The 25,537-nt window shown below is 39.0% G+C and carries 21 protein-coding genes; 11 read left to right on the top strand and 10 right to left on the bottom strand.

The features are described 5' to 3' along the window. Nucleotides 1–54: 54 nt before the first annotated feature. From M3166_RS12345 to M3166_RS12320, 6 genes are all read right to left on the bottom strand, one after another. Nucleotides 55–870 (bottom strand): CheR family methyltransferase, encoded by an 816-nt coding sequence (locus M3166_RS12345; protein ID WP_251690148.1) that lies wholly within the window; start codon nt 868–870, stop codon nt 55–57. Further along, nucleotides 863–3,568 carry an ATP-binding protein gene (locus tag M3166_RS12340; RefSeq protein ID WP_251690147.1) on the bottom strand — a complete coding sequence of 902 codons (2,706 nt, stop codon included), beginning with the start codon at nt 3,566–3,568 and terminating at the stop codon, nt 863–865. The genes M3166_RS12345 and M3166_RS12340 overlap by 8 nt, the downstream gene beginning before the upstream one ends. Before the next feature lie 126 nt (nt 3,569–3,694). Further along, complete coding sequence (locus M3166_RS12335; protein WP_251690146.1) at nt 3,695–4,867, bottom strand: endonuclease Q family protein; 1,173 nt, start codon at nt 4,865–4,867, stop codon at nt 3,695–3,697. Nucleotides 4,868–5,150: 283 nt separating this feature from the next. Beyond that, nucleotides 5,151–6,524 (bottom strand): MFS transporter, encoded by a 1,374-nt coding sequence (locus M3166_RS12330; RefSeq protein ID WP_251690145.1) that lies wholly within the window; start codon nt 6,522–6,524, stop codon nt 5,151–5,153. 332 nt (nt 6,525–6,856) lie between these two features. Then, on the bottom strand, nt 6,857–7,312 hold the full coding sequence (locus M3166_RS12325; protein WP_087618661.1) for a helix-turn-helix transcriptional regulator: 456 nt from the start codon (nt 7,310–7,312) through the stop codon (nt 6,857–6,859). Nucleotides 7,313–7,425: 113 nt separating this feature from the next. Further along, entirely contained in the window at nt 7,426–9,507 is a 2,082-nt protein-coding gene (locus M3166_RS12320) for a DUF2339 domain-containing protein (protein WP_251690144.1), read from the bottom strand. A 233-nt stretch (nt 9,508–9,740) separates the two neighbouring features. Between M3166_RS12320 and M3166_RS12315 the strand changes: the two genes are divergently transcribed. The 7 genes from M3166_RS12315 (at nt 9,741) to M3166_RS12285 (ending at nt 16,717) form a co-directional block, all read left to right on the top strand. Continuing rightward, the gene (locus M3166_RS12315) at nt 9,741–11,036 is read left to right on the top strand and encodes a transglutaminase domain-containing protein (RefSeq protein ID WP_251690143.1); all 1,296 of its coding nucleotides are present in this window, start codon (nt 9,741–9,743) and stop codon (nt 11,034–11,036) included. A gap of 175 nt (nt 11,037–11,211) precedes the next feature. Next, nucleotides 11,212–11,589 carry a GntR family transcriptional regulator gene (locus M3166_RS12310; RefSeq protein ID WP_008406052.1) on the top strand — a complete coding sequence of 126 codons (378 nt, stop codon included), beginning with the start codon at nt 11,212–11,214 and terminating at the stop codon, nt 11,587–11,589. Next, a complete protein-coding gene (locus tag M3166_RS12305) occupies nt 11,582–12,271 on the top strand; it encodes an ABC transporter ATP-binding protein (RefSeq protein ID WP_251690142.1) in 690 nt (229 codons plus the stop codon). Before M3166_RS12310 ends, M3166_RS12305 begins: the two co-directional genes overlap by 8 nt. Beyond that, nucleotides 12,268–13,092, top strand: a complete 825-nt coding sequence (locus tag M3166_RS12300; RefSeq protein WP_251690141.1) for a hypothetical protein — start codon at nt 12,268–12,270, stop codon at nt 13,090–13,092. The genes M3166_RS12305 and M3166_RS12300 overlap by 4 nt, the downstream gene beginning before the upstream one ends. 14 nt (nt 13,093–13,106) lie before the next feature. Further along, nucleotides 13,107–14,273: a hypothetical protein gene (locus M3166_RS12295; RefSeq protein ID WP_251690140.1), complete on the top strand. Its 1,167-nt coding sequence runs from the start codon at nt 13,107–13,109 to the stop codon at nt 14,271–14,273. Between the two features lie 362 nt (nt 14,274–14,635). Then, nucleotides 14,636–16,282 carry a M20/M25/M40 family metallo-hydrolase gene (locus M3166_RS12290; RefSeq protein WP_251690139.1) on the top strand — a complete coding sequence of 549 codons (1,647 nt, stop codon included), beginning with the start codon at nt 14,636–14,638 and terminating at the stop codon, nt 16,280–16,282. A gap of 84 nt (nt 16,283–16,366) precedes the next feature. After that, entirely contained in the window at nt 16,367–16,717 is a 351-nt protein-coding gene (locus tag M3166_RS12285; protein ID WP_251690138.1) for a hypothetical protein, read from the top strand. A 60-nt stretch (nt 16,718–16,777) separates the two neighbouring features. Here the strand turns inward: M3166_RS12285 and M3166_RS12280 are convergent, their stop codons facing one another. From M3166_RS12280 to M3166_RS12265, 4 genes are all read right to left on the bottom strand, one after another. Next, entirely contained in the window at nt 16,778–17,308 is a 531-nt protein-coding gene (locus tag M3166_RS12280; protein WP_251690137.1) for a hypothetical protein, read from the bottom strand. Between the two features lie 358 nt (nt 17,309–17,666). Beyond that, complete coding sequence (locus tag M3166_RS12275) at nt 17,667–19,319, bottom strand: acyl-CoA dehydrogenase family protein (protein ID WP_251690136.1); 1,653 nt, start codon at nt 19,317–19,319, stop codon at nt 17,667–17,669. Further along, complete coding sequence (locus tag M3166_RS12270) at nt 19,300–20,811, bottom strand: class I adenylate-forming enzyme family protein (protein ID WP_251690135.1); 1,512 nt, start codon at nt 20,809–20,811, stop codon at nt 19,300–19,302. The genes M3166_RS12275 and M3166_RS12270 overlap by 20 nt, the downstream gene beginning before the upstream one ends. Further along, nucleotides 20,808–21,191 (bottom strand): MerR family transcriptional regulator, encoded by a 384-nt coding sequence (locus M3166_RS12265; RefSeq protein ID WP_087618408.1) that lies wholly within the window; start codon nt 21,189–21,191, stop codon nt 20,808–20,810. The genes M3166_RS12270 and M3166_RS12265 overlap by 4 nt, the downstream gene beginning before the upstream one ends. Before the next feature lie 358 nt (nt 21,192–21,549). Between M3166_RS12265 and M3166_RS12260 the strand changes: the two genes are divergently transcribed. The 4 genes from M3166_RS12260 to M3166_RS12245 are packed head-to-tail and all read left to right on the top strand — an operon-like array spanning nt 21,550 to nt 25,493. Next, nucleotides 21,550–22,614: an iron-siderophore ABC transporter substrate-binding protein gene (locus tag M3166_RS12260; RefSeq protein WP_251690134.1), complete on the top strand. Its 1,065-nt coding sequence runs from the start codon at nt 21,550–21,552 to the stop codon at nt 22,612–22,614. Between the two features lies 1 nt (nt 22,615). Next, nucleotides 22,616–23,650 carry a FecCD family ABC transporter permease gene (locus M3166_RS12255; protein WP_251690133.1) on the top strand — a complete coding sequence of 345 codons (1,035 nt, stop codon included), beginning with the start codon at nt 22,616–22,618 and terminating at the stop codon, nt 23,648–23,650. Then, nucleotides 23,647–24,678, top strand: coding sequence for a FecCD family ABC transporter permease (locus M3166_RS12250; protein ID WP_251690132.1), 1,032 nt, complete (start codon nt 23,647–23,649; stop codon nt 24,676–24,678). The genes M3166_RS12255 and M3166_RS12250 overlap by 4 nt, the downstream gene beginning before the upstream one ends. Beyond that, nucleotides 24,678–25,493, top strand: coding sequence for an ABC transporter ATP-binding protein (locus M3166_RS12245; RefSeq protein ID WP_251690131.1), 816 nt, complete (start codon nt 24,678–24,680; stop codon nt 25,491–25,493). The genes M3166_RS12250 and M3166_RS12245 overlap by 1 nt, the downstream gene beginning before the upstream one ends. Nucleotides 25,494–25,537: the final 44 nt, after the last annotated feature.

Below are 25,537 nucleotides of genomic sequence, written 5' to 3'. Positions count from 1 at the left end.
GTACATCCGTATTAGATGTACCATTTTTTCAACTTTTACATATTTAAATAGTTACTAAAATCTCTTTTGATAGATACGCTCCGTACCGTTAACGGTGCGGTATTTGGATACGAGCGGAGTGAACTGCAATGTTTCTTTATCTCCTAAGCCAAGATATCCGTTTCTTGCTAAGCTATCGTAAAAGAGGTGATGTACTTCATGCTGCAGCTCAGGTGTAAAATAAATGAGCACATTGCGGCAAATGATAACATCAAATTCCTGGAATGATTTATCCGTCGCCAGATTATGCTGTGCAAACATAATATTTTCGCTTAAGTAAGGTTGAAATGTGGCAAAGCTATCATCCGTTTTATAGTAATGGGAAAAGCTTTCAGTTCCGCCAGCTAAAATATAATTTTTTGTATAGGCTTGCATTTTATGAAGAGGGAAGGCACCATGCGCTGCTTTTTTCAGCACATCTTCGTTCATGTCTGTCGCATACATCATCGTACGATCCAGCAGACCTTCTTCCTGCAGAAGGATGGCCATTGAATAAACTTCTTCACCCGTTGCGCAACCTGCATGCCATATCCGTATTTTATCAAGCTGTTTCAACTGTGGGATAATCTCTTCCCGGAACGCCCTAAAGAATGAGGGGTCCCGGAACATTTCAGTTACATTAATCGAAAAATCGTTCAACAACACTTTTAACAATTCTTTATTGTATATAATCGATTCGGTTAATTGTGATATTGATGAAAAATTATTAAGTCGCATGCGATGTTCAATGCGTCGCAATATAGATTGTTGATTATACTTTCGGAAATCATACCCCGATAATGTGTAAACTGCTTCCAATAATAATCGTACTTCTAACTTCTTTCTATACATTTCGTAAACTTTCCCCACTTGTGAGCCATACCGTTAGTACGGAGAATAGTTGTTCCAAGTTTAAAGGCTTACTAATATAATCGGAAGCCCCAGCTTCAAATGCTCGATCTTGGTCTTGTTTCATCGCTTTTGCTGTTAATGCAATAATCGGCAGCTCATGTAATTGTAAATCTTTGCGGATACGCTCCATTGTTTCATATCCGTCCATTTCAGGCATCATAATATCCATCAGAACAGCATCAACACGTGTTGCTGTCTGTAAAATATTCAAGCATTCTACACCGTTAGACGCTTCTATAATGTGAACACCTTTATGTTCCAATGCCTGACGAAGCGCATAAATATTACGGTAATCATCATCAACAATCAAAATATGCTTTTCATCAAATATCGACTTTGATGCACCCATCGGAAGTGCTGGAGTGGCATCTGTATAAACTGCTTCCTGTTCAGCAATTGTCGATTGTACAGCATTTCCATCAGGTAAGCTTGGCAAGTACACAGTAAACGTACTACCTTGACCTTCAGTACTTGTTAACGTAATCCAGCCACCAAGAAGTTTAGTAACTTCGCGGCAAATGGATAAACCTAAGCCTGTTCCGCCATATTTACGAACAGTGGCTCCGTCCGCTTGCTGGAACGATTCAAATACAATGCTTTGTTTATTTTTCGGAATACCAATACCGGTATCTGTCACACTAATCGAGATCCATGTATCGCTTAGCTGTCTCATGGTAGGTGTTATACGTGCTTTATCCACCTTCACTGTTACCGAACCTTCCTCAGTAAACTTCAGTGCGTTGGAAAGCAAGTTATTTAAAACTTGATGGAATCGTTTCACATCTGTATGGAAAATTTCAGCAAGGTTATTTGCTACATCCACCGATAATTCCAAACCTTTTTGTTTCGCTACCGGCAGGAATAGACTTTGAATATGCTGTGGAATTTCATAAATATCCATTTCTCTGAACCATAAATCCATTTTTCCGGCTTCAACTTTCGATAAATCCAGTATGTCATTAATCAGGTTCAGTAAATCTTCGCCTGAATCATGGATAACTTTTGCATATTCCAGCTCGTCATCAGATAAATTATGCTCATGGTTTTCCGCAAGCATTTCAGACAAGATTAAAATGCTGTTGAGCGGTGTACGCAATTCGTGAGACATATTCGCAAGGAACTCTGATTTGTAATTTGAGCTTTGGCGCAGCTGTTCTGCACTTTGTCTTAACTCAACCTGTACTTTTTCCAGCTCATGTGTTTTCTGTTCCGCGTCACGTGTACGCTCTTCTAAACGTTCATTAATTGTTGTCAGTTCTTCTGTTTGCATTTTCAGTTCTTCAGATTGTGTTTGTAGCTCTTCTGACTGAACTTGCAATTCTTCTGTCATCGCCTGTGATTCATTTAAAAGACGAATGACTTCCATACGACCGATGATGCTGTTAATCGTTACGCCTAAATGTACAACGACTTCTTTAATTAGGTCACGATGCAGTTGGCTATATGGTTTTAGTGAAGCTAATTCAAAAACAGCTACGACTTCCTGCCCGAAAAATACTGGCACAATAATACCATTTGAAATTGGAATATTACCAAGTGCTGTTTCTAAGTAGTGGAAGCTATTATCTTTATTATCATAGCTTAAAATCCGTTTTTCCTTCACACTCTGTCCAATGAAGCCTTGTCCAACTTCAAAACTTTCCCGTCCGACATTGTCGCCAGTTTCCGCAAAGGCAGCAATCTTATTGAATTTGTTTTTATTGCGGATATCTTGAATATAAAATGCGCCATATACCGAATGTGTACGTGTCGTCAACGAGTTCAGCAGTACTTCACCTAATTCATCGAGTGTATCGACACCTTGGTAGGCTGTTACAACCTCGGCCAAGTTTGTTTGGAACCATTGACGGTTCTCCAATGTGGTTAGAAGTGAATTTGTTGCCAGTACGAGATCTTTCACTTCATCGTTCGTCTTAGCAGTAATTCGCTTCCGTACTTTCCCGTCTGATGCATTCATATCTTGGATAGCATCGGTTACTTCGTTAATCGACCCTGCGATATTACGAGAAATAATTGTGAAGATGATAATTGTAGCCGTCGCGATTAATGTTAAAATTCCAAAAAGGCTATATGTTAACGCTGTATTTTGGTCATTAAGCTCCGCAACTTTTACTTGAATTGCGTCTGTTTCAAAAGTACGGAATGCAGTGAACTTTTGCTGTAAATCACTGATTGCCACACTGCTTTGCATTCCATCAAACGTCGAAAGTATTTCTTCATTATTATTAGCAAGTATCGCGTTCAATAAAGGCTGTCCAATATTATTGATCCAATCTTCGATACCGCTGTGTATCACTTCCAACTGCTCTTGGCCACTTGAAAAGTCCTGTACAATTGTGCTTAGTTCTTCATAAGAAGCTTCCCATGTTGCGAGTTCTTCATTAAATTTATCAAGATGAGTTTCGTCATCTGTAATTAAATAACGTTGTAAGGAGGATTCCATATTAAGAATTTGACGTTCTAGATTATTTGACATCATGCGCATTTGGGAATCATATTTAATGACGCCGTTTCGTTCTGATTGTAAACTTGTTATTTGGTTATTTAAGACAAGCGCCGAAACGATTAAACATATTATGAGAATAATATACCCACTCGTTATTTTGAAGCCAATGCCCCATTTACGTTTTTTATTCATTGTGTGTTCCTACCCTGCCTTTATATAAAATTTCTATCATCTAAGTATACTATAATTTAGTAGACTGTACGAATATGATGATTGAAAAAGTTCACAGAATGATGATTTATAATTAATAAGAATCTTTTAATTCATATCAATCTTTCCGTATACTCCGCCGCCGCCTCCTGTAATGGCAATTTGTCCTTTTCTTGATAAATCGATGAGGACTGCAAGTTTTTCAGGAATGACGCTTTTTAGTTCTTCAAATGATGCTTCATGTAAAATATTCATCTCGGTGCCGAATGCATCCAACATCTTTTCAATTGTTTTAGCGCCAATACCCGGAATAAAATCGAGCGGAACTTGGTGAATATACGGAGGTCTGCTGATTTCCAGCTGCGGGTTATCCGTTAATTCTACAATTCTTTTTGCAACGCCTTTGATCAACTGCTCCTTTCCGCAATGAGGGCAGCGGCTATGACCTTCCTCTATTAATTGTTCACCGCAGTTGGCACATACCGTTTCGTGATACTTGCCAAGTAGGGGATTAAGTCCGTAATTAGCTATGATTTGTCTGCCTTCCATCTTATGGAGCGCTTTTCTCAGCTCTTCAAAATTAACATCCTGTACCTGGATTTTCTGATATTCACGGGCAAGCTTTCCTAAAGAATGCGCATCCGAATTTGTTACAAAGCTATAAGGGGCCAATTCACTAATCCCTTTGACCATCATCGTATCAGAACTTAATCCGAGTTCAATTCCATCAATGAGGTTTGAATCAAATACTTCCGTTAAACTACTTTTAACCCCTCTGCCGAAAAGGCTTTTAAACGGGGTAAATACGTGCGCCGGAATAAAAAGGCCGCCAAGTTCATGGACTTTTTGCTGCAAAGTGTGTCCATCACATCGCGTACGCTGTGTGCTTAGATGGATGTTCTTCTGGTGAAGCCGGAGCCAATTTGAAAACTGTTTCATCTTAGTAAGTGTCGGTATATAGCAAAGAACATGGATTGGCCCATGGCAGTTTGCATCGTAAATCTCAATTTCCGTTCCTAAAATGAGCGTTGTCTTTTTATAACGAATTCCGCCTTCAGCTAATTCTGTTGCTTTTTGTTCTAGAAGAAGATGTTCCACTTCTTCGATTACTTCTGGGGAATGACAATCAATAATGCCGATTAAATCCAATCCTTTTCTCGAAGTAGCGGTCTCCAAAATATTTGTAAGCGTCAAGTTTTTGCTTCCTGTTATTTTTACTGCCCGACCTTTATAAGTACGACCAATATGTATATGTAAATCCGCATAAATTTCCTGCCACATTATGCACACATCCTTAAAAGAGTTGTTTTTTAAATAATACCCGAAATTCGAAGTTTATTTTCAACGTGGGGAAGATTATTTATATTAAATAACTCAGACAGTGGTCACGACATTCGAAAGCTGCCGAAGCAAAAAGGAAGGGGGCAAAACCCGAAAACACCCTTTTTTTCTATAAGAAAAAGGGTGTTTTTACTATGCTTAAAAATATACGTTTCTTAATAAGAGATTTTACTTGTCTAACGAAATTTCTAATTATGTTGCATTATCTTTAAATTCAGTTCTGTTAATCAACTGCTTCGGACAGTGTTGCTTTAGTTGCGGTAACATTTTCTGGAGACACGCGATTTTGCATATTTACATACGAGCGTTTATCCGAAACGAATGTTAAAGCAATCGCAGCAATTAAACCCGGAATGGCAAATGCGATGAAGTTCATTTCAATCGGCAATGCAATTGATAATAGGAAGCCGCCTAGAAGGGGACCCATCATGCCGCCCATACGCCCAATCCCGGATGCCATCCCTAATGCAGTGGAACGGATATTTGGCGGGTAGTACTGTGAAACGTATGCTTGTACAATATTTTGAGCACCGATTGTTGCAGCACCAGCGACAGCAACTAACACATAAATGTAAAACGTATTACCGCCAAACCCTAGAAGTGTTAAAGCGATTGCACCAGAGGCATACATCGGAACGAGCATTTTCTTTGAACCGTATTTATCACATAACCGGGCGATAATAATCGTACCGACCATTGCACCACCTTGAAGTGTAATGAGGAAGCCTAAGCTCGAGTTCAACCCATAGCCCGCTTCAATCATGAGCTTTGGCAACCATGTGTTTAATCCATAAACCATTAGAAGACATGAGAAAAACGCTGTCCAAAACATGACCGTACTTAAACCACGTTTATTATTAAATAATCCGACAACAGGAACTTTGGAATTATCAACCGGAATATGTTCGAGCTCTTCCGTTCCGTCAAATGTTATATTCGGATCTACTTTTCGTAAATTCTTGAATAACTCTTCTGTCTTTCCCCTTCTAGCAAGGTAAACTGCTGATTCCGGCAGCTTTTTATACATCAATGGTAATAATAGTAGTGGAATTCCGGCCACCCAAAAAATCGACTCCCAGCCTAAGCTTGGCATAATTAAGATACCTAAAATAGGGGCTAACATCCCGCCGACAGAATAGCCGCATAATACAATGGAAACGACCATACTGCGCATTTTTTTAGGTGAATAATCTGTCAATAATGCGATGACATTCGGCATAATGCCACCGAGGCCCAACCCAGCGAAAAAGCGGAAAATTGAAAATAACAATACATTTGTTGTAAAGCCACATAGGACTGTAAATAAGCTAAATAATACGATCGAAATCGCGGTAACTTTTTTTCGGCCAATACGGTCTGCTAAAATTCCTAAAATGATCGCACCAAACATCATACCGAACAAACCATAACTGCCAATTGCTCCGGCTTGAACTGTCGTCAATCCCCATTCCTCGATCAGTACAGGGACAACTGTACCATAGACCACTAAATCATACCCATCAAATAAAATAATGAGAAAACACCATGCCAATAAGCTGAAATGAAAGCGGTTAAACTTACTGTCTGCAATAACCTGTGCTACGTTAATTTTCTTCATATGCATTCCCCCTAAAAGTCACCAATCCCCATTGAACCGACTTAAATTATTAATATAGTGAACAAAGTTCATAATATTTATAGATAATAATATTCTGAATTAAGGTAATTTTCAATGTTTATTATTAAAAAAGTTTAAAAAAGTTAAAAAATCAAATTGTCTAGTTTATATAAATTTTTCGTTAAAATGCACAAAAGGGTAGGAGAACAATTATTTAATTTCTTTTTATGAGATATTTGTTAGTGAATGAATTAAAAGAGGGGTTAAATTAATATGTCCTGCTGACAGGGGAAATTCACTCAGCAGGACCGTTTATTTACTCGTAATTTCAATTAAACAATCGTTTTTATTGCTTGCCATTTTTCCATTACGACATCTTCATCAAACGTACTAATGATTCGATAGTTTTCGTCATCTAAAATGCGGTAATGCTTGCTTAAAAGATTTTGCTGAAGTCGGTGGTGTTTATATTCGTCGATGTTCTTCCACCAAACATAACCGCCCATTGTTTTTTCACGTGGGGTAATGATGACATTATGTGCGGTAAGTTCAATGACTTCCATCGGGTCGCCGCCAATACGGTTTTGTAATGTTTCGCTATGACGGAAGAGGGCGCAGATCGCAATCGTCGTTGTCCAGTTTGCATAAGTACGCTCTTTCTCGATTTGTACGAGTGTCTTTTTCGAAATGCCCAAAATTTCGGCCATTTTATCTTGTGTATAGTTATTTTCAGTGCGGATAAGTTTCAAACTTTCCGATGTTATTTGTATAATAAAATCTCGATCCATCGAATCACCTCGTGTAATAATACACTAAATATAACATAATGCCATTTCTATTTCGACGAATTGAAATAAAAAATAGCCTGAGCAAAATCGCCCAGACTACTTTCATATAACAATTATTCGTCCTTTCCTTTTCCGAGTAGCTTATTTGAAATGACAAGTCCGATTGCACCGATAATGATGAACGAAATCGAACGAATAAGGATGTCGAGCTCGGATAAATCAAAGAAAATCATCTTGATAATCCCGAAGAACAGTAAGCCAATACCGACCATCTTCAAATTCGAGTAGCTTCGTTTCGCTGCAAGGAACAACGAGAAGCAGGCGAAGGTGAAAATAAATACAGTATTTAGAATAACCGCTGAGCTCCAATTGATAAGATCATGGAAATTCATGAAATTCGTTATACTGAAAATCCATATAATCGAAATAATCATACTGGCGATCGTCAGTTGCTCTATATATTGGCTGAAAAACGTTTTGTAGTTTTTATAAATCCATCCTTTTTCCCAAGCATCAGCAACAATTGCCCACAGAATGGCAAAATACAAAATGCGAACGATAAGGGCGACGATAACTGCCTGGTCATCAACCCATACAGTGGAAAGTAAAACAAGTCCCGCAAACACATAAACGCCAGAAGCAAGCCAAGGAAGAAAATGACCGACGATTTCGGGTTTGACGACTAAAACAGCAGCAAATGCAAATGCAATTAAACTAATTGCTAAAAACGTTGTGTAGTGCTGCGGCATATACGCCCAGTCCAGTTTCCAAACATAAAGTAGGGCAACTAAATATAATAGGCACGGATAAATATCTTCCAATTTGAAAAGTCTCTTTTTCTCTTCAACCGGTGCAGCTTTATACTGAAGCAGGACTTTATAAAGACCTATTAGCATCGCTATAACAAGAACAATGTTCAAATGCTTCAATGAGAAGAATGGCTCCACTTCATAAAACATTAAAACGAAAAAGGCGAGTACAGAAAACGTAATACCCTTAACCCATTTCATGAAGAAAATCGCATGCTTCAACGCAACGACCAGTCCGCCAAATGACACGACAATCATCAGAAGCAATGACATTTCGCTTGAAATATTGAGCTGGGTAATAATATTCAGCAGTACAATAATCGATAATGTCCCGAACATATCAATCAACAGTCGTTCCGCACGCTTGAATACGATATATAAAGCGCCGGCTACAATCGCAAAGAACAAAACAAGAGCGATTAGTAACGGAGTCTCTTCACGAGAAAGTATTCCGTTTATGAGTGACAATACGATGACTGTAAAAGTGAATAGTAAACTAGCATGCAACTTACTATTACTAGAATATAACCGTATGAAACTTATGAGAAACAGACTGAAAACGGCAATGATCGCAAATGCAAAAAAGGCCAGTCGTTCATCATGGAATATCGAAACAACCGCCAGTGCTAAAACTGAAAAGGCCGTCCCGATATAAAGTGCTCTACGCTGTGTATGTTTTAAAATAACGACTTGCACAACGGCGAAAAGCAACACGACGAAAATGCCGATAATCACTCCGCTAAACTGCATGTATTCCAGTAAATACGGCAGTAATAATGACGTAAAGACAACGAGTGCTGTCAATGCTTCATTTCCTTTAACATAGCTGATGAAAACGCCGTAAATGATATAAATTAGGGCAAAAATTAATGCTACATATAAACTGAGCACATCATATAAAATGGCCCCCGCAGCAGTTGTTAAAATCCCGACAATGAAGGCACCACCGTAAAGCGATAACGCGACAACCCGTGATCCTTTTTCCTTTTTCTCCATATAGTAGGCACATGCGCCAAGACCGATCGATAATACAAAGCCGGCAATAATTTTGACGCTATCGGATAAGAAGCCGTAATCACTAACGAGTTTTAAACCCCAGAGGACACCGAGCACTAAAATGACCGTAAAGATTCGCGGTAATGCCCGGGTAAACAAGTCTTCCAGTGACCGCTTTTCCTTTTCTGGAATAGGGTCTTCTCTAGGAACAGTAACCGTACTTGGTACAGGTAGTTTTTTTCGTACAAAAGGTTTTACCGGTTCTGTTTGAACGGGTACAACTTGCTCTATTTTCACATGCTGCTTTAAATGCTGTACTTCTGTTTTTAATGAGCGTACTTCCTGTTCCAAAGCCGCAATCCGTTCCAGCATTTCTGTATCTCTTTCCACATAATCACCTCTTTCAATAAAAGTAATGATACTCTATTAGTGTAATTTTACACTTTTGTGCAGTGGAAGTAAATTGTTTTCGGAAAATTCATTTACCGTAAAACTAATCTATAAATAAGGGGCGAGAAAAATAGTAAAAGGACTATTTATGAGAATGTCATGCATATTATTTATCATTTGAAACTATAATTAAGTAATATAGAAATAAATAAAGAAAATTAGTAGGGGGTAATATGAGTAATTTAATAATTTTTTCAATCATTTTTCTAATCGTCCTAGTAATTTTTATCAAGCTGTTTCGTTCCTTTACCGCACAATTATATATTCGAAGCAGAATACGAAAAGGAATCAGGCGGAATTTTAAACAAATTAAATTGGCAAAAGGCAATAAGCAACAGCTTTTTGACGTATATAAAAGTGTATATAATAACGCGACATCAAAACCAAATCGATTATTTGCCTCCAGAGACCGAGATAAATTTGAACTGAAAGCAAATACGGAATTAAACCGTATGACGAGAAATCCTTTTACAAAACTGTATGCAAGCGCATTAACGTATTCAAAAGGGTTATTTACATGTCTTTTTCTTATTGCGACAATTCTTTCAGGAGGAATTTTGAAAGATGAAGTAAAAGCCTCTTCATTGACATTACCGACAGTTGACCAAGACATTCAATTAAAACTGAATGTTAACTTGGAAGATAAAATCGATCAGATCGTGACAAGCTTTATGCAAGGTGAAAATAAACTGCAAAGCTTTAATTTTCAAGATTTGGCGAATAAGAAGGTTGTTCCGGTTTATGATGTAAAAGATTTACCGCAGGCAGTGACAAATGTGGAGCAGTTAGGCCAGGCAATCGCCCATCATATGTCGCAGTTTGAACATCAGTTTACGGTTTACTATGAAGGCGATGTCTCCGATTTTGAAACGACAATAGATGAAGTTTTTGCATGGCTGGAAGTAAATGAACCGTATTTATGGGCGGTCATGGGCGAGTTCTCAACACGCGCCAAATACTACGGCAATAAAGTTGAATGGCATGCAGCGGTAAACTATGATTTAACAGCAGAAGAAAATGCCATTGTGCTTGGGAAGATCGATCAAATTATAAGTACAATTCCGGAGAACGCAACGGTATCGGAAAAAGTGAAATTTGTGAATGATTATCTAGTTGTGCATACGGAGTACAATGTGAACAGTAAAGCAAATCCACATACACCGTATTCTGTTTTAATGAATGGGGAAGGTGTCTGTGAAGGATATGCATTGGCTGCATTATTAATGTTTGAAGCGCTCGGTATCGAGGCGAAATATGTTGTCGGTAATGCCGGCGGACCACATGCCTGGAATTTGGTGAAAGTGGATGGACAGTGGTATCACCTCGATATTACATGGAATGACCCGGTTCCGGATCAGGGAGATCGAGTCCATTATCAATATTTCCTCATAAGCGATGAAAAACTTTCGAATGACCATGAATGGATTAAAGCGGATTATCCGAAAACATCTGTAAATGATTACCTGTAAAAAATAATATTGACAAAAGAATGTATTAACCACATAATACACTTATTGGGTGTATGAAGTGCTTAATACATTTTTTTATGCATACTGTATTAAGCAGTTAGTACAGAGTTCGGTTAGATGGATTTTTTTGCAGATAGTGTACTAAGTGAGTAATACACGAGAGGAGCTGAACAAGGTGGATGTGAAATTCAATAACCGGGATCCTGTATATGTGCAGGTTATCCGTCATTTTAAGGAACAAATTGCAAAAGGTTCGTTTGCGCCAGGGCATGTCATCCCATCTAGACGGGAGTTGGCCAATCAGCTCAAAATCAACCCGAATACAGTGCAGCGTGCCTATAAGGAAATGGAGGAGCAGAAATTGATTTATACAGAAGGAAATATGCCAAGTTGCATTACGAAAGATGAAGCGGTACTAAAAAGTGTACGTGAAGAATTAATCAGTGAAGCGGTGCAAGTATTTATCAGTTCGATAAAATCAATCAATGCGCCACTTCCCGAAATAATGGAGCTCGTACAGAAACAGTATGAGGAGGCGGAGCATCGTGATTGAAGTTAAAAGTGTCTCTAAAAAATATAAAAGAAAGCAAGTATTGAAAGATATGAGCTTTACTGCAGAAAAAGGGCAAATTACATGCCTGATCGGAATTAACGGTGCAGGAAAAACGACCATTATGAAATCTATCATGGCGCTCACTCCGATTGACCGTGGCGAAATTTTAATCGATGGAAAAAAAATCAGCAAAGATGCGTACGAAAAAATTACGTATATTCCAGACCGTCTGACAATGTCACCAAACTATACAATTGCACAAAGCTTCGAGTTTATGGCCGATTTTTATAAAGTGTGGAATGAACAGCGGGCAACAGAACTTCTCGCATTTTTTCAACTGGATCCGAGCGATAAAATTTCAAGCTTATCAAAAGGGAACACGGCAAAAGTTAATTTACTGCTTGGCTTGGCATTGGATGTAGACTACATACTAATGGATGAGCCATTTTCAGGAATCGATATCTTTTCTAGGGAACAGATTGCGAATGTCTTTACGAGTCATTTAATCGAAAACCGAGGCGTCATTATTACAACACATGAAATTAATGATATTGAGCATTTAATCGATAAGGCGGTGCTTATTGGAGACGGCCGTGTATTAAGAGAAATGGATGTAGAACAAATGCGGGAAACAGAAGGCAAATCCGTAGTAGATGTAATGCGGGAGGTGTATGTCGGATGAATCATTATATAAAGCTCGTCAATTTTGAAGTGAAACGATTTAGTAAACTCTTTCTAGCTTTAATAATTGCGGTAGTAGCAGCCCAAATTTTCGGTGCCATTATCACGTCTTTACATTATGTAAGTAATGCGGAAACAACGATGCTGCGTGAACAAATGACAGTAAGCGACTATATACAAAACTATGGTGCGTATTCACTGCAGAACTTTTTATTTTCGGAATACTTCATACTATCCGTTGTATTTGCAGCAGCTTTACTTATGATTTATGTATTTTTTATTTGGTATCGTGACTGGTTAGGTAAATCATCGGTTATTTATCGTTTGCTCATGCTTCCTACAGCACGCAGAAATGTGTATTTTGCCAAATTAACAACAATTTTGCTTTTTGTTTTCGGTTTAACAGGAATGCAAATCATCTTACTGGAAGTTGTGAAACAAATTACTCAACAAATAGTACCTGACCAATTGTGGCAGGCTGACAGTGTAATTTATATTTATTCTACTGACATACTGAATTTATTGTATCCACAATCACCGTTATTATTTGTTTTCTATTATGTAATTGGCATTACAGCTGTTGCCGTAATTTTTACCTCTATATTATTTGAACGCAGCTATCATCTTAAAGGGATTTTCCTGGCATTAATCTATATTGTCATTTCAGTTGTCATTGTAATGGTTCCAGTAATCATTCAAACGATCACCGATTATTTTTATACGAATGAGATTTATTTAATCGTTACTGGGTTCAGTATTTTAACTACTGCCCTTGCGATTTATTTAGCAGATTATTTATTAAAACGAAAGATTAATGTGTAGAGGAGGGGAATTACATGAAAAAATATTGGCAACTTCTTTTAATTGCCGGAATCATCGTTGTAACATTTACTGTGCACTATATACAAGTAGTGAACGCAAAAGACAAAGAGTATGATTTTACGTTCGAAAAAATTTCAGGTGATGATAAATATATAGATTCATTGATGTTCGAAACAAGCGTTGAGTATGGGATAGGATACAATTTACTTCTTATTAGTAAAGATGAATCCACATTAATTGAATCTATTCATAACCGTACAGTGCCGATAATGTTTCAAAAACTTATAGATGAACATAAAAGCTTTATGCGCGGTAAAGCATTTATTGAAAATAACTATTTTGAGGACGATACGAAGCTTATTTATATGAATGAACCTGAGGAAGGCTGGAAGATAAAAGAAGGGGACACATATAGTTATGAAGTTGATATACTGGATAAAGTGAAGGATGAAAAAACTTCATTTACTATCGAGTCACAACTGAAAAATAGATATAACTGGGTTTTTTATAATGACATTACGGTTGTTGATAATGAGCTTAAACTTATTGTAAAACAAATGGATAATGACGGAAGCGAAAAAATGTATCAAGTAATTATTGATTTGAAAAAGCAGCAGCTGCTGAGTGAAACTTTACTTGAAGAAGCAACAACGGATGATACGACAAGAAGAAGTATTGATTCCTACAATTCTTATTCAAATTTAGGACATGAAAAATACCACGTCTATTCTATAAATTCTTTTGATTTGAAAAATCCTGAACAAGATCTTATTTCACATCAGTTCAGTGCGTTAAATACGGAAACGAATGAAATAACTGATATTCAGTTACCGGAAGGTTTAGATCAGAACATGCAAAGTATTGAAGTGGATGATAATTATTTAGTTATCGCCTATTCAACAAAAGAGGAAATAGTCATTTACAGATATAATATCGGACAGCAGCGATGGCTTGAACCGATTACTGTACCGTATTCTGAAAAAGTGTTAGTTCCTGAACTTAATAGCACGGCTACGCTAAACGGAAAATTCTACGTCATGACAGAAGTGAATAACGATTTTATACTCAAGATTTTTGATATTGAACAAGGTACATTATTATATGAAGGAAAACTTATCAATAATAATGTGGAACAAAAATATTATATTCACATAACTGATGTTTATGAATTAGAAAAGTAACTGAAAAGATTTAAAACTCAATGAATTTGGCTACCAACAGATTTTTGGAGTATATAATAGAAAGATACTTAATCGTGCATTTGCGGAAAATCTTTAAGATATTCCGGCAAGCCGTTATTAATTAACGCATTATCTTTAATTTAATTATTCCATTTCAATGGGTAAAGAAAAGAAATAAACTTAAATGCACATAGCAAATCCCGCTATCTTAAATGGTAGCGGGATTTTTTTGATCGGTTCAACTCTCAAAGAATATTATAGTCTTAAACAAATGATTGACTGAATATTCACATTTATTTACACTGAGGAAAATGAGGCGACATAGAGAGACAGCTAGAATTAGACAAAGGAGAGGGTATGTTGTGTTTAAATGGAAGAGCAAAGAGCAGTTAAGGCAATTATTATGTGAACTTGTACAAGTAAAAAGTGTTTCAGGTTCACAGGCAGAAAAGGAATTCCCTGATATTGTAGTGAATAAACTGTCGGAGCTGGCCTATTTCAAAGAAAACCCTGGCCATTTAAATCGAACATATTTGAGTGACGGGCGCAGTTTCATTAGCGCATTGGTCAAAAAATCTCCGAATACTAAAAAGACAGTTGTATTAATTAGTCACTTTGATGTAGTGGATGTACAGGAATACGGAAAATGGAAACAATATGCTTTTGATCCTGAGAAGCTAACGGAACAATTTTACTCGATCAAAGACGACTTGCCTGAAGCAGTGCGAGTTGATATGGAGAGCGGAAACTGGCTATTCGGCAGAGGGACAATGGATATGAAATGCGGGCTTGCCTTGCATATGTCCATTGTTGAACAAGCGACGTTCGGAGAGTACGACGGCAACATTCTTTTATTGACCGTTCCTGATGAGGAAGTAAACTCTGAAGGGATGCGAGCAGCGGTTCCAAAACTTGTACAACTTCTGGAAGAGCATAATCTTGAATATACAACAATTTTAAATTCAGAGCCGATGTTCAGCAATTTTCCTGGCGATAAAAATAATTACTTCTATACCGGATCTATCGGAAAAGCATTGCCGGGCTTTTTATGCTACGGGAAGGAAGCCCATGTCGGGGAACCTTTTGGTGGATTGAATGCAAATTATATGGCATCGGTAATCACAGCTGAAATGGAATTAAATACGGATTTTTGTGAAAAGGTGGGCGAAGAAATTACACCGCCTCCTACGAACTTAATTTATCACGACTTGAAAACGGAGTATTCCACACAAATTTCACACCGGGCTGTGACGCTGTTTAATTTATTTTTATTTGAAAGAAGCATGACAGACGTTGTTTCATTGCTCCAGCAAAAAGCGATTAGAGCAGCAAGTGAAATAGAACAGTCCTATATGAACAAAGCTACGAAGTACTCACAGCATACGGAGTTTACACCGCAAGAATTAAAGGTGAAGGTCATGACGTATGAGGAGATTTACGAATATGCGCTGGAGAAATACGGTGAGGAAAAAGTTGAAGGGCTTCTATCAAATCGTGACAGCGAAAAAGATGATCGGAAACGAACGATTGAACTAGTCGATCAATTAGCTGCGTTATGTAATGAACTGGCACCGATGATTGTCATTTTCTTTGCGCCGCCATTTTATCCTGCAATCAGTTCGGGCAAAAATGGACTCATCAGCAACCTTGTAAATGAGTTGAAGCAATACACGCAGGAAACATATGATATGGAGTTCCACATTCAAAACTATTTCGCCGGAATATCGGATTTAAGTTATGTAGGTTTAAACTATGAAAACAGTTCAATTGCGTCGCTTATAAACAATATGCCGGTTTGGGATAAAGGCTACTCGCTGCCGATCGGGGATATGAAAAAGCTGAATGTACCGGTGCTGAACATTGGTCCGGTTGGGAGAGATCCGCATAAGTGGACAGAGCGGCTTGACGCGGATTTTGCATTTGTAACATTAGTCGATCTATTGCAATTGACAATTGAAAAATTATTCGCTGCGCATTATGAGGTGAATGAACAAATAGTAAGCAAATAATACTCTGCCTTTAACGTTTTAACGTTAGATTTATGTTACAGTGGGAATACTAACCGCGAAATAGAGCGGAGTTGGAGGCTTATTATGACAAATACAGTAGACGAACTATTAGAATCGCTCGTGGCAGCGACAATAAATAATGAAGTGAAGTGGAGTAAAGGTACGGAAGCACTGGAAGATGTGTTAGAAGAAGTATACGGCAACACGGAAAAGCTTTATTTCTTCTTTGATGAAGAAGAAGGTTCAAACATCGTTTTAGCAACGTATCAATATTACGAAGGCGAAGTAGAAGCCGATGAATTTTTAAAAGAAGGCATAAGCCTGTTTGTCATCGATGCAGATGATTTTGAGATTTTAAATGAAGTAACAGATGAAGATGCAGACGATGCAAAGTTATTTCCTGCTTTAATGGAAGCGATTGAAGAAGCGAAGTAAACTTTAAAGATATAACGGGTGTGGACAGTGTTTTATATGGTTCACACCCTTATTTTTTATTTATACGAGCTCAAACACTATGCCTTCAGGATAAATGCCAATATAGGTCTCCTCATCATTTAAATAGGCAATTTCCGCTCCATCAATTACTTGATGTTCGGTTAGTACTGTTAAGATTGATCTCAGTGCTAATCCTAAATCAACAACGAGGCAGAACGTAATGCCGGCACCATCCCCGATTTCGGAGCCATAAAGCTCGCCGTTTCCAGTTTCGTGCAAAATATCATCTAATAAATCCTCCACGAACAGGCTTCTTTCTTCCGCTTCTTCAAACTGCTCTTCCAGTTCATAACGGTATTGAACAGCAATTTTAATTAAAGAACCGGGATCTACATATTCATAGCCTTGATTGACCTTCTCTGCTGCAAGTTTTTCCATGACGCGTTTAGAACTTTGGAAAAATCCTAACGGCAGTTCCTCCTCCATACCTTGCTCACCTAATGTCCCGGATAATATATGAATCTGCTTATTCATTTTCCAGGCTTGCCAAAATTGTGTGCCACCGTTCATTTTCTTTAATAATCGAATCATTTTCCATCCTCCATATCCTATCTAAAATCTCATACCCATTAAACTATGTAACTAGACAACAGAAAGTTAAAAAAAGGAATCTTTTTTTCTCGCACTTTTTTTATTAGAACAATTAAACACGATTTCAGAAAAACTCAACCCGATATTGGAAAGTCTGGAGGTGATATTAGAACAACTGGAGAATAAATTTGAAAATCGCAACTTTATTAGAACAAATAAAATGATATTAGAACTTCTGTAACTATGTTAGAATACCCGGCCAAACTCTAGTGACACCCGGCACAAATCCCGGACAACATAATCCAGCCCAACAAAAAACGCCCGGTAACCACTCAACCAAGGCGTTCCACTCAACCAATCAATAACCGCTATTCAACAATTTAAACCCTTTCACCGCTAACGGCACTTCACCAAAGGGCTTTTGATCAAATTGTTCTTCGATATAAATTTCCGCCAGCATCTGCTCGCGTTCACCGCCCGATTCAGCATGCTTTACTGCGACAACTGCTTCGTATAGACGAGCAAGCTGTTGCATCAGCGGTTTTGCTTCGAGCGTTTGCATTGCCGGATCTAGTGTGACAAACACTGCAAAACGCTGCTCCACGACAGAGGCAAGCTGCTGCAAATACGGATGGCTCGTTTGCTGTAGTTCATGAAGGAGCGTAATATGCGCATTTTTTTGCACAAGGCGAATCAGCTCATGTGCCAAAATGTTCGCAGTTCCTTCCCAAACGGTTAATACTTGGGCATCCCGAAGTAAACGGGGGAGTACGAAATCCTCGATATAGCCGTTGCCGCCATGTAGTTCAATTGCTTCATGGGTAAATTCAATCGCCCATTCTGCTGTTTCCTTTTTTACTAACGCAATTAACAGGCGGACGATTTGCTGTTCGTCTTCAGATGCATTACCGTCGATAACCTCCTCATAGCGCGATACTAAATCAAATAACGCGACAAGTGATGCATGCCATTTTGCGTGCAATGCGCCTAACGTTTGCTTCACCATCGGAAACTCGGCAACAGTCTGGCCAAAAGCAATACGCCCGTTTGTATAATGGACCGCTTCATCAAGGGCACGTTTCATAATGCCGACTGATGCTGCGGCATTGCAAATCCGGGATAAGTTCAGTGCTTCGAGCATATAGTAAATCCCTTTGGACGGATCCCCGACAACATATGCTTTCGCACCGTTAAATTCAACTTCACCTGATGGTACCGCTTTTACGCCAAGCTTATCTTTCAATCGGCGGATTGTAATGTGATTAAGCTCACCATTGTCTTCACGCCACGGTACAGCAAACAATGTTAAGCCTTTCGAGCCTTGCTTGGAATTGGTCGTCTGGCGTGCAAGTACCATTGCCACTCCGCACATACCCGCATTCGACGCAAAGTACTTTTCGCCGTATAAACGCCACTCACCTTGTTCGAATCGCGCTTCCACGATGTTCGCACCGACATCGGAACCTCCTTGACGCTCCGTTAAAAACGTGGCTCCTTCAAATAATTCGGTTTCGCCTGTTGCACAAATATGCGGCATAAACTTCTGCTTGAGCTCATCAGATGCATAGTGCTCGAATAAATAAGCCGTGGCCATCGTCAATGTAACAGGACAGTAAAAGCCGGGCTCAGTTTGCGACAATAAATAACCTTGTGCAAAGCTGTATACATAATTGCCTTTATGACCTAATTCCGGAATGTCTTTATGCACATAGCCGACAATTCCTGTTGCATAAGTCTCGGCAACCGTTTGTTTATAGCCTTCGTTTACAATGACTTCACTCACTTCATCGCCGTATGCATTATACCGACGTAATCTCGGTTCGCCTTCCCGGTCTGTCACTTTGGCACGGGCATCAATTGGTCCTGCACAAAGCGCACCGAATGCAGTCAGCCGTTCATCTGCATAACGGTAAAAAGAAGGCGAAAGCTTTTGCTGTAATAGCTGATGCAATGTTTGATCAAATTCATAAAAGTTCTGGCTCTTTTCACGTTTATTGGCTAACACTTGCATTTGCTTCACCTCTTAGCTGTTGTTTTAATATTTTACCGGAAGCATTTCGCGGAAGTGCTTCAGCTTGTTCAAAGAATTTCGGGATTTTAAATGCGGCAAGTTTGCCTTCTAAGTGCTCGCGAATTTCCTGCTCGGAAACAGGGACTTTCGCACAGTAAACCGCTTTTACAGTTTCACCCCATTCAGGATGCGGCACGCCGAACACCGCTACTTCAAAAATAGCGTCATGCAGCAGCATCTGATCTTCAATTTCTTTCGGATAAATATTGACGCCGCCGGAAATAATTACATCTTTTTTACGGTCAACAATGTAAATATAGCCTTCCTCGTCAATGCGGGCTAAATCGCCTGAACGTACCCAGCCATCAACGAAAGTATTTTTCGTTTCTTCAGGATTTTTATAGTACTCTTTCATATTACCTTCACCATATAAAACGATTTCGCCAATTTCTCCAGGAGTTACATCTTCATTTAATGTGTTAATAACACGCAGCTCTGTTCCGAATGGTGCACGCTTTCCGATACTACCTGCTTTATGAGGATGGTCGGCAGCATGTAAAATCGACCCGCTCGGACCGGCTTCCGTTAAACCGTACACACATACTAAGTTGTCCGTATTAAACTGCTGTTGAATATAGACGACTTCTTTTTCAGACAGCGGTGCCCCTCCGTAAACCCACCATTTCATTGACGAAAGGTCTGCATTTGCGATGCGCGGTGAGCCGGCAGTTAAAAGATAGGCAACAGGTGCCCCGAAAAAGTGTGTCGTTTTGTATTTTTCTACCGTATCTATTAACAAGTCAGGCGTAAACGTCGGTGTGAGTACAGCGGTTGCCCCGACTAAAACAGCTGTAACTAAAAATAAATTCAATGGAGCTGAATGCGTTAACGGCATCATAATCAGCATTCGACTTTCAGGCTTTACTTCCATTTCAATTGCAATCATATGCGATACAGCAAGTACATTACGGTTAGTCAGTAAAACTCCCTTTGGATTGCCGGTTGTGCCCGAAGTATAAAGTAAAGTAGAAAGATCATCTTCCACTAAATTACAGCAAACAACCTCATTACCTTCAGCCTCGAATTGATTGAAGCTTTGCCAATCATGAATGACAGGACCTGTTTTTACTTTCAGACCGTTGAACATAATCGTAGCAGCCTGTTCGAAAATCAGCTCATGTACAAAGATCGCCTTTGCATCACTATGATTGAGCACATATTCAATTTCACGCGTGACAAACTTGGCATTGATTGGAACTACAACTGCACCAATACGCTGAATGGCAAAGTAAAGTGCGGCAAACTCTTTCACGTTCGGCATGAAAATCCCGACTTTATCACCTTTAACAATTCCGTTTGCGCGCAATGAGCCGGCGATTTTATTTACTTGTTCATCCAATTGTTGATACGTCGTTTCCTGACCGAGACTAATGACAGCAATTTGATTCGGATACTTTCTTGCATGACGAGCTAACAGATTAGAAATATTCATGATTGGTCCTCCAATAATAGAATTAGTTTTTCCCGAAAAATAGCTTCCGTCCTTTCGATATCTTGACGGATTTCATACAACTCTTGAATCTTCTGATCAATTTCCCTTAACTTTTGCTGACCGTATTCGATTGTCCGCTCCAACTGTTTAATACCAGTACGATCAAGGTCAAAAAGTAAAATCATTTCCTTGATTTCTTCCATAGAAAAGCCATACTTTTTTCCGCGGATAATTAACTTAATCTTTGCCTCCTCTCGTTTGGAATAGTGGCGCATTCCATTATGAGGTCGTGTCGGTTTCAAAATCCCGAGTTCTTCATAGTAGCGCAATGTTCTCGTTGTGAGTGCATATTCTTTAGCGATCGTTTTAATGGATTTCATATAAGGCACCCCCATTGGCGAAAGTATACCATTTACGTTAACGTCAATTTAAAGAGAAATAAAGATTAAAATAGAAAAAATATTTATTAAGGGATGAAATAATGGGGAAGTGAGGTTTGAGTCAAATACAATCGTTATACTTTAGAAGTTATGATAAGGTTAATAGTCCTTATTAAATTCAGCTTGTTTCTCAATCGAGAAGCCGCTTTTTTATTTATATTCGTATAAAATTCTTACTATATAAAAAATAATCCGCAATAAGTAATAATCTCATTGACAATCATTATCAAATAGCATTATTATTTTAATTAGTGAAAATGATAATTGTTATCAATCAATTTTAAGGAGCGTTAATTAGATGAAAACGAAAAAGTTCTATTCTTTAATGGCAATGCTTTTCGTAGCAATGGGCTTACTAGTTGTTGCGGGCTGCTCAGATAAAGAAACAAGTACAGATGAGAATAAGTCAAATGAAACAACAGGCTCTTCGAATTCTGAAGATTCGGCAACTCAATACCCAATCGTAATTAAACATGCATTAGGAGAAACAGTAATTGAAGAAAAACCGGAACGTGTAGCAACAGTTGCATGGGCAAACCATGATGTGGCACTTGCTCTTGGTGTAGTACCAGTAGGTTTCTCAGCAGCAAATTACGGTGTACAAGATGAAAGCGGTATGCTTCCATGGACAGCAGAAAAATTAAAAGAGCTTGGTGAAGAAAATCCGAACATCTACCAAGATACAGATGGTATAGATTTTGAAGCAATCTCAGATTCAAATCCGGATGTGATTTTAGCGGCATATTCAGGAATTACACAAGAAGAGTATGATACATTAAGCGAGATTGCACCAGTTGTTGCATATCCGGAAATTCCATGGGTTATTACATGGCGTGACCAAATCCTATACAATTCAAAAGGTATGGGTATGGAAGAAGAAGGTAAACAATTGATCGCTGATACAGAAAAATTAATCCAAGATAAAGCAAACGAATTCCCGGAAATCAAAGGTAAGAAAGCGGCGTTCGGTATGTTTAACGCTACAGATTTATCGAAGTTCTATATCTATACACCAGCTGATCCACGCGGTGAATTACTGGAAGAGCTAGGTATGGAATATCCGGAAAGCATTAAAGCGCAAGTTCAGGATGAAAACAGCTTCTATATCGAGTTAAGTGCAGAAAATGCAGATGCTTTAAATGATGCTGAAATTCTGATTGCCTATGGCGATGACAACACATTAAAAGCACTTCAGGCAGATCCGATTCTAGGTAAAGTACCTGCAATCAAAAATGGTACGGTTTTAATTATTCCTGACAACACACCACTTGCTGCTGCAGGAAATCCGAACCCGCTGTCAATTCAATATACAATCGACGAATATGTAACTTTAATTTCGGAAGTTGCAAAAAAGTTAAAGTAATATGAAAAGTACATCCGTTTTAGAAAAGAAGCAAATTATGATGCCGCGTAATTTTATAAAAGTATTAGTGCTTTTAATAATTTTACTCGGACTATGTATACTAGCATCACTTGTATTTGGTTCGCGGATGATTAGCTGGACAGACCTTCTGAATGGGTTATTCCATTCAGAGGCTCAGTCTCATGAAGCGAACGTCGTAAGGCAGCGTGTAGTAAGAACAATTTTTTGCTTACTATGTGGTGCAGCATTAGGTGTTTCCGGAGCGCTTATGCAATCGGTGACACGTAACCCTATTGCAGATCCAAGTATATTAGGTGTCAATACAGGGGCATCCCTTTTTGTCGTTTGCGGCATTGCCTTTTTGAATATCAGTTCAGCAAATCAGTATATTTGGCTTGCGATAGCGGGAGCTTTTATTACCGCTATTTTTGTATTTGGGATTGGTTCAATGGGAAAAGGTGGTGCGACACCATTAAAGCTCGTGTTGGCAGGTGCAGCTACGAGTGCAATTTTATCATCACTGGTTGTGGCAGTCATGATACCAAGAACGAATGTAATGGATCAGTTCAGATTTTGGCAAGTCGGAAGTGTCGGTTCCGGCAGCTGGGATACGATCACGTTATTTATTCCATTTATAGTAGTAGGACTATTTATTGCCTTAATTACAGCTCCGGCATTAAATGCAATGGCATTAGGTGATGATGTTGCGACAGGGCTGGGTGTACGCACAGGTACTGTAAGAATTGTAGCGGCATTAGGTGGCGTATTATTATGTGGTGCTGCAACAGCATTGGCAGGTCCAATCGGCTTTATTGGTTTATTAGCTACACATATCGTACGTCTCGTAGTAGGTCCTGATTTACGTTATATTATTCCGATGTCAGCATTGTCGGGGGCAATTATTTTAACCTTTTCCGATGTGATCGGAAGGCTTCTTGGCAGTCCAAGTGAGCTCGAAGTTGGAATTGTGACGGCCTTTATAGGTGCGCCGATTTTAATTTTAATTACGATGAAAGCGAAAATGCGTGCAATATGATGAATGAAACGATGAATATGATTAAGACGTCAAGATTAAAAAGAAAACGCCGGTTTATATTGATGACTACCTTGATGGCAATCATTTCGCTAGTACTTTGCGGTTTGATGCTTATGCTTGGCAACACGATTTATCCGGTACAGGATGTCATAAAGGTTTTACTAGGTGAACAAGTGAAGGGAGCATCCTTTGCGGTAAATACAATTCGTTTTCCAAGAATGGTGGCCGGTTTGTTTGCAGGCTTTGCATTTGGTGTCGGGGGCTATATTTTCCAGACGATGCTGCGCAACCCGCTTGCAAATCCAAATGTAATCGGAATTACAACAGGTTCAAGTGCAGCAGCTGTATTTTGTATCATTGTATTAAATGCAAGCAATACGGTTGTATCCATCGCAGCTGTAATAGGAGGCCTTGCAACAGCTATCTTTATCTATCTGCTGGCAAAAGGCACATCCTTTTCGATTGGTCGACTAATTTTAATCGGTATCGGCATTCAGGCGATGCTGACGGCCTTTATCAACTATTTAATGCTCATCGGGGATACACATGATATTCCGGCTGCAATGAGATGGCTAAGCGGTAGTTTAAACGGTGCAAAATTAACGAACTTATACCCGCTTATCCTTATCGTGTGTATTTGCACACCGATTTTAATGTATTTTGCAAAGCGTCTGGAAATGCTGGAGCTTGGTGAACAGGCAGCAACCTCTTTAGGCGTCAATACAAATCAAACGAGAGTCATCCTTATTATTACGTCGGTGCTCATGATTGCATTAGCGACTGCTGCAACCGGTCCGATTGCCTTTATTTCCTTTTTGGCAGGCCCAATCGCAAAAAAATTAGTAGGTGTCGGATTTTCAGGTCTTATTCCTGCAGGTTTAATCGGTGTCATTTTAGTATTGGCGGCAGATCTTATCGGACAGTTTGCTTTTGAGACACGCTATCCGGTAGGGGTCATTACAGGGATAATTGGTGCACCATACTTAATTTATTTATTAATCCGTATTAATCGGAAAGGAGATTTATGATGAAATCGACACATACATTCCAAACGGAAAATCTTGTTGCAGGCTATGACAACAAAGCGATTTTACAAGGTGTTAGTCTAGCGATTCCAAGCAATAAAATCAGCATAATTATCGGTTCGAATGGCTGTGGAAAATCGACACTTTTAAAAACGATGGCACGATTAATCAAGCCAATCTCCGGCCAAGTATTGTTGGATGATAAATCGATTAACAAAATCCCGCCGAAGCAGCTTGCACGTGTTTTAGGACTTCTTCCGCAATCACCGATCGTACCTGAAGGCATCACAGTTGCTGACTTAGTTGGCAGGGGCCGGTTTCCGCATCAGAGCTTTTTAAAAGGCTGGTCAACTGAGGATTACGATGCAGTTGCGGAAGCGATGGAAATGATGAACATTACCGAACTTGCCGACAGTCATATCGATGAGCTGTCAGGAGGGCAAAGACAACGTGTATGGATTGCAATGGCACTTGCACAGCAAACCGACATTTTGTTTTTGGACGAACCGACTACATACTTGGATATTACGTACCAAGTGGAGATTTTGGACTTATTAACGGATTTAAACCGTAAGTACGGAACGACAATTGTGATGGTACTTCATGATATTAATTTATCCGCCCGCTATGCCGACTATATTTTTGCTTTACATAAAGGTCAACTTGTTTCGGAGGGAGCACCAGCACACGTCATTACGAGTGAATTGATCAAAGATATATTTAATTTAAGCTGTGTTGTCACACAAGATCCTGTTTCGGATTCGCCTTCTGTTGTACCTATCGGAAGACACCATTCGAAATCCGGAATGCTCGTTTAGCTGCAACTTAGTCAATGGAATCCGGAGGCGATTTCGCGAAAAGC

The organism is Solibacillus isronensis (genome assembly GCF_023715405.1).
Lineage (GTDB): Bacteria > Bacillota > Bacilli > Bacillales_A > Planococcaceae > Solibacillus > Solibacillus isronensis_B.
This window is presented reverse-complemented; position numbering and strand designations above follow the sequence as displayed.

Excerpts from the sequence above, each read along its gene's own strand:
- M3166_RS12300 (WP_251690141.1), top strand. The coding sequence starts at position 12,268 with ATGAATCATTATATAAAGCTCGTCAATTTTGAAGTGAAACGATTTAGT.
- M3166_RS12345 (WP_251690148.1), bottom strand. The coding sequence starts at position 870 with ATGTATAGAAAGAAGTTAGAAGTACGATTATTATTGGAAGCAGTTTAC.
- M3166_RS12245 (WP_251690131.1), top strand. The coding sequence starts at position 24,678 with ATGAAATCGACACATACATTCCAAACGGAAAATCTTGTTGCAGGCTAT.
- M3166_RS12335 (WP_251690146.1), bottom strand. The coding sequence starts at position 4,867 with ATGTGGCAGGAAATTTATGCGGATTTACATATACATATTGGTCGTACT.
- M3166_RS12295 (WP_251690140.1), top strand. The coding sequence starts at position 13,107 with ATGAAAAAATATTGGCAACTTCTTTTAATTGCCGGAATCATCGTTGTA.
- M3166_RS12325 (WP_087618661.1), bottom strand. The coding sequence starts at position 7,312 with ATGGATCGAGATTTTATTATACAAATAACATCGGAAAGTTTGAAACTT.
- M3166_RS12255 (WP_251690133.1), top strand. The coding sequence starts at position 22,616 with ATGAAAAGTACATCCGTTTTAGAAAAGAAGCAAATTATGATGCCGCGT.
- M3166_RS12330 (WP_251690145.1), bottom strand. The coding sequence starts at position 6,524 with ATGAAGAAAATTAACGTAGCACAGGTTATTGCAGACAGTAAGTTTAAC.
- M3166_RS12260 (WP_251690134.1), top strand. The coding sequence starts at position 21,550 with ATGAAAACGAAAAAGTTCTATTCTTTAATGGCAATGCTTTTCGTAGCA.
- M3166_RS12265 (WP_087618408.1), bottom strand. The coding sequence starts at position 21,191 with ATGAAATCCATTAAAACGATCGCTAAAGAATATGCACTCACAACGAGA.
- M3166_RS12250 (WP_251690132.1), top strand. The coding sequence starts at position 23,647 with ATGATGAATGAAACGATGAATATGATTAAGACGTCAAGATTAAAAAGA.
- M3166_RS12285 (WP_251690138.1), top strand. The coding sequence starts at position 16,367 with ATGACAAATACAGTAGACGAACTATTAGAATCGCTCGTGGCAGCGACA.
- M3166_RS12315 (WP_251690143.1), top strand. The coding sequence starts at position 9,741 with ATGAGTAATTTAATAATTTTTTCAATCATTTTTCTAATCGTCCTAGTA.
- M3166_RS12280 (WP_251690137.1), bottom strand. The coding sequence starts at position 17,308 with ATGATTCGATTATTAAAGAAAATGAACGGTGGCACACAATTTTGGCAA.
- M3166_RS12270 (WP_251690135.1), bottom strand. The coding sequence starts at position 20,811 with ATGAATATTTCTAATCTGTTAGCTCGTCATGCAAGAAAGTATCCGAAT.
- M3166_RS12340 (WP_251690147.1), bottom strand. The coding sequence starts at position 3,568 with ATGAATAAAAAACGTAAATGGGGCATTGGCTTCAAAATAACGAGTGGG.
- M3166_RS12275 (WP_251690136.1), bottom strand. The coding sequence starts at position 19,319 with ATGCAAGTGTTAGCCAATAAACGTGAAAAGAGCCAGAACTTTTATGAA.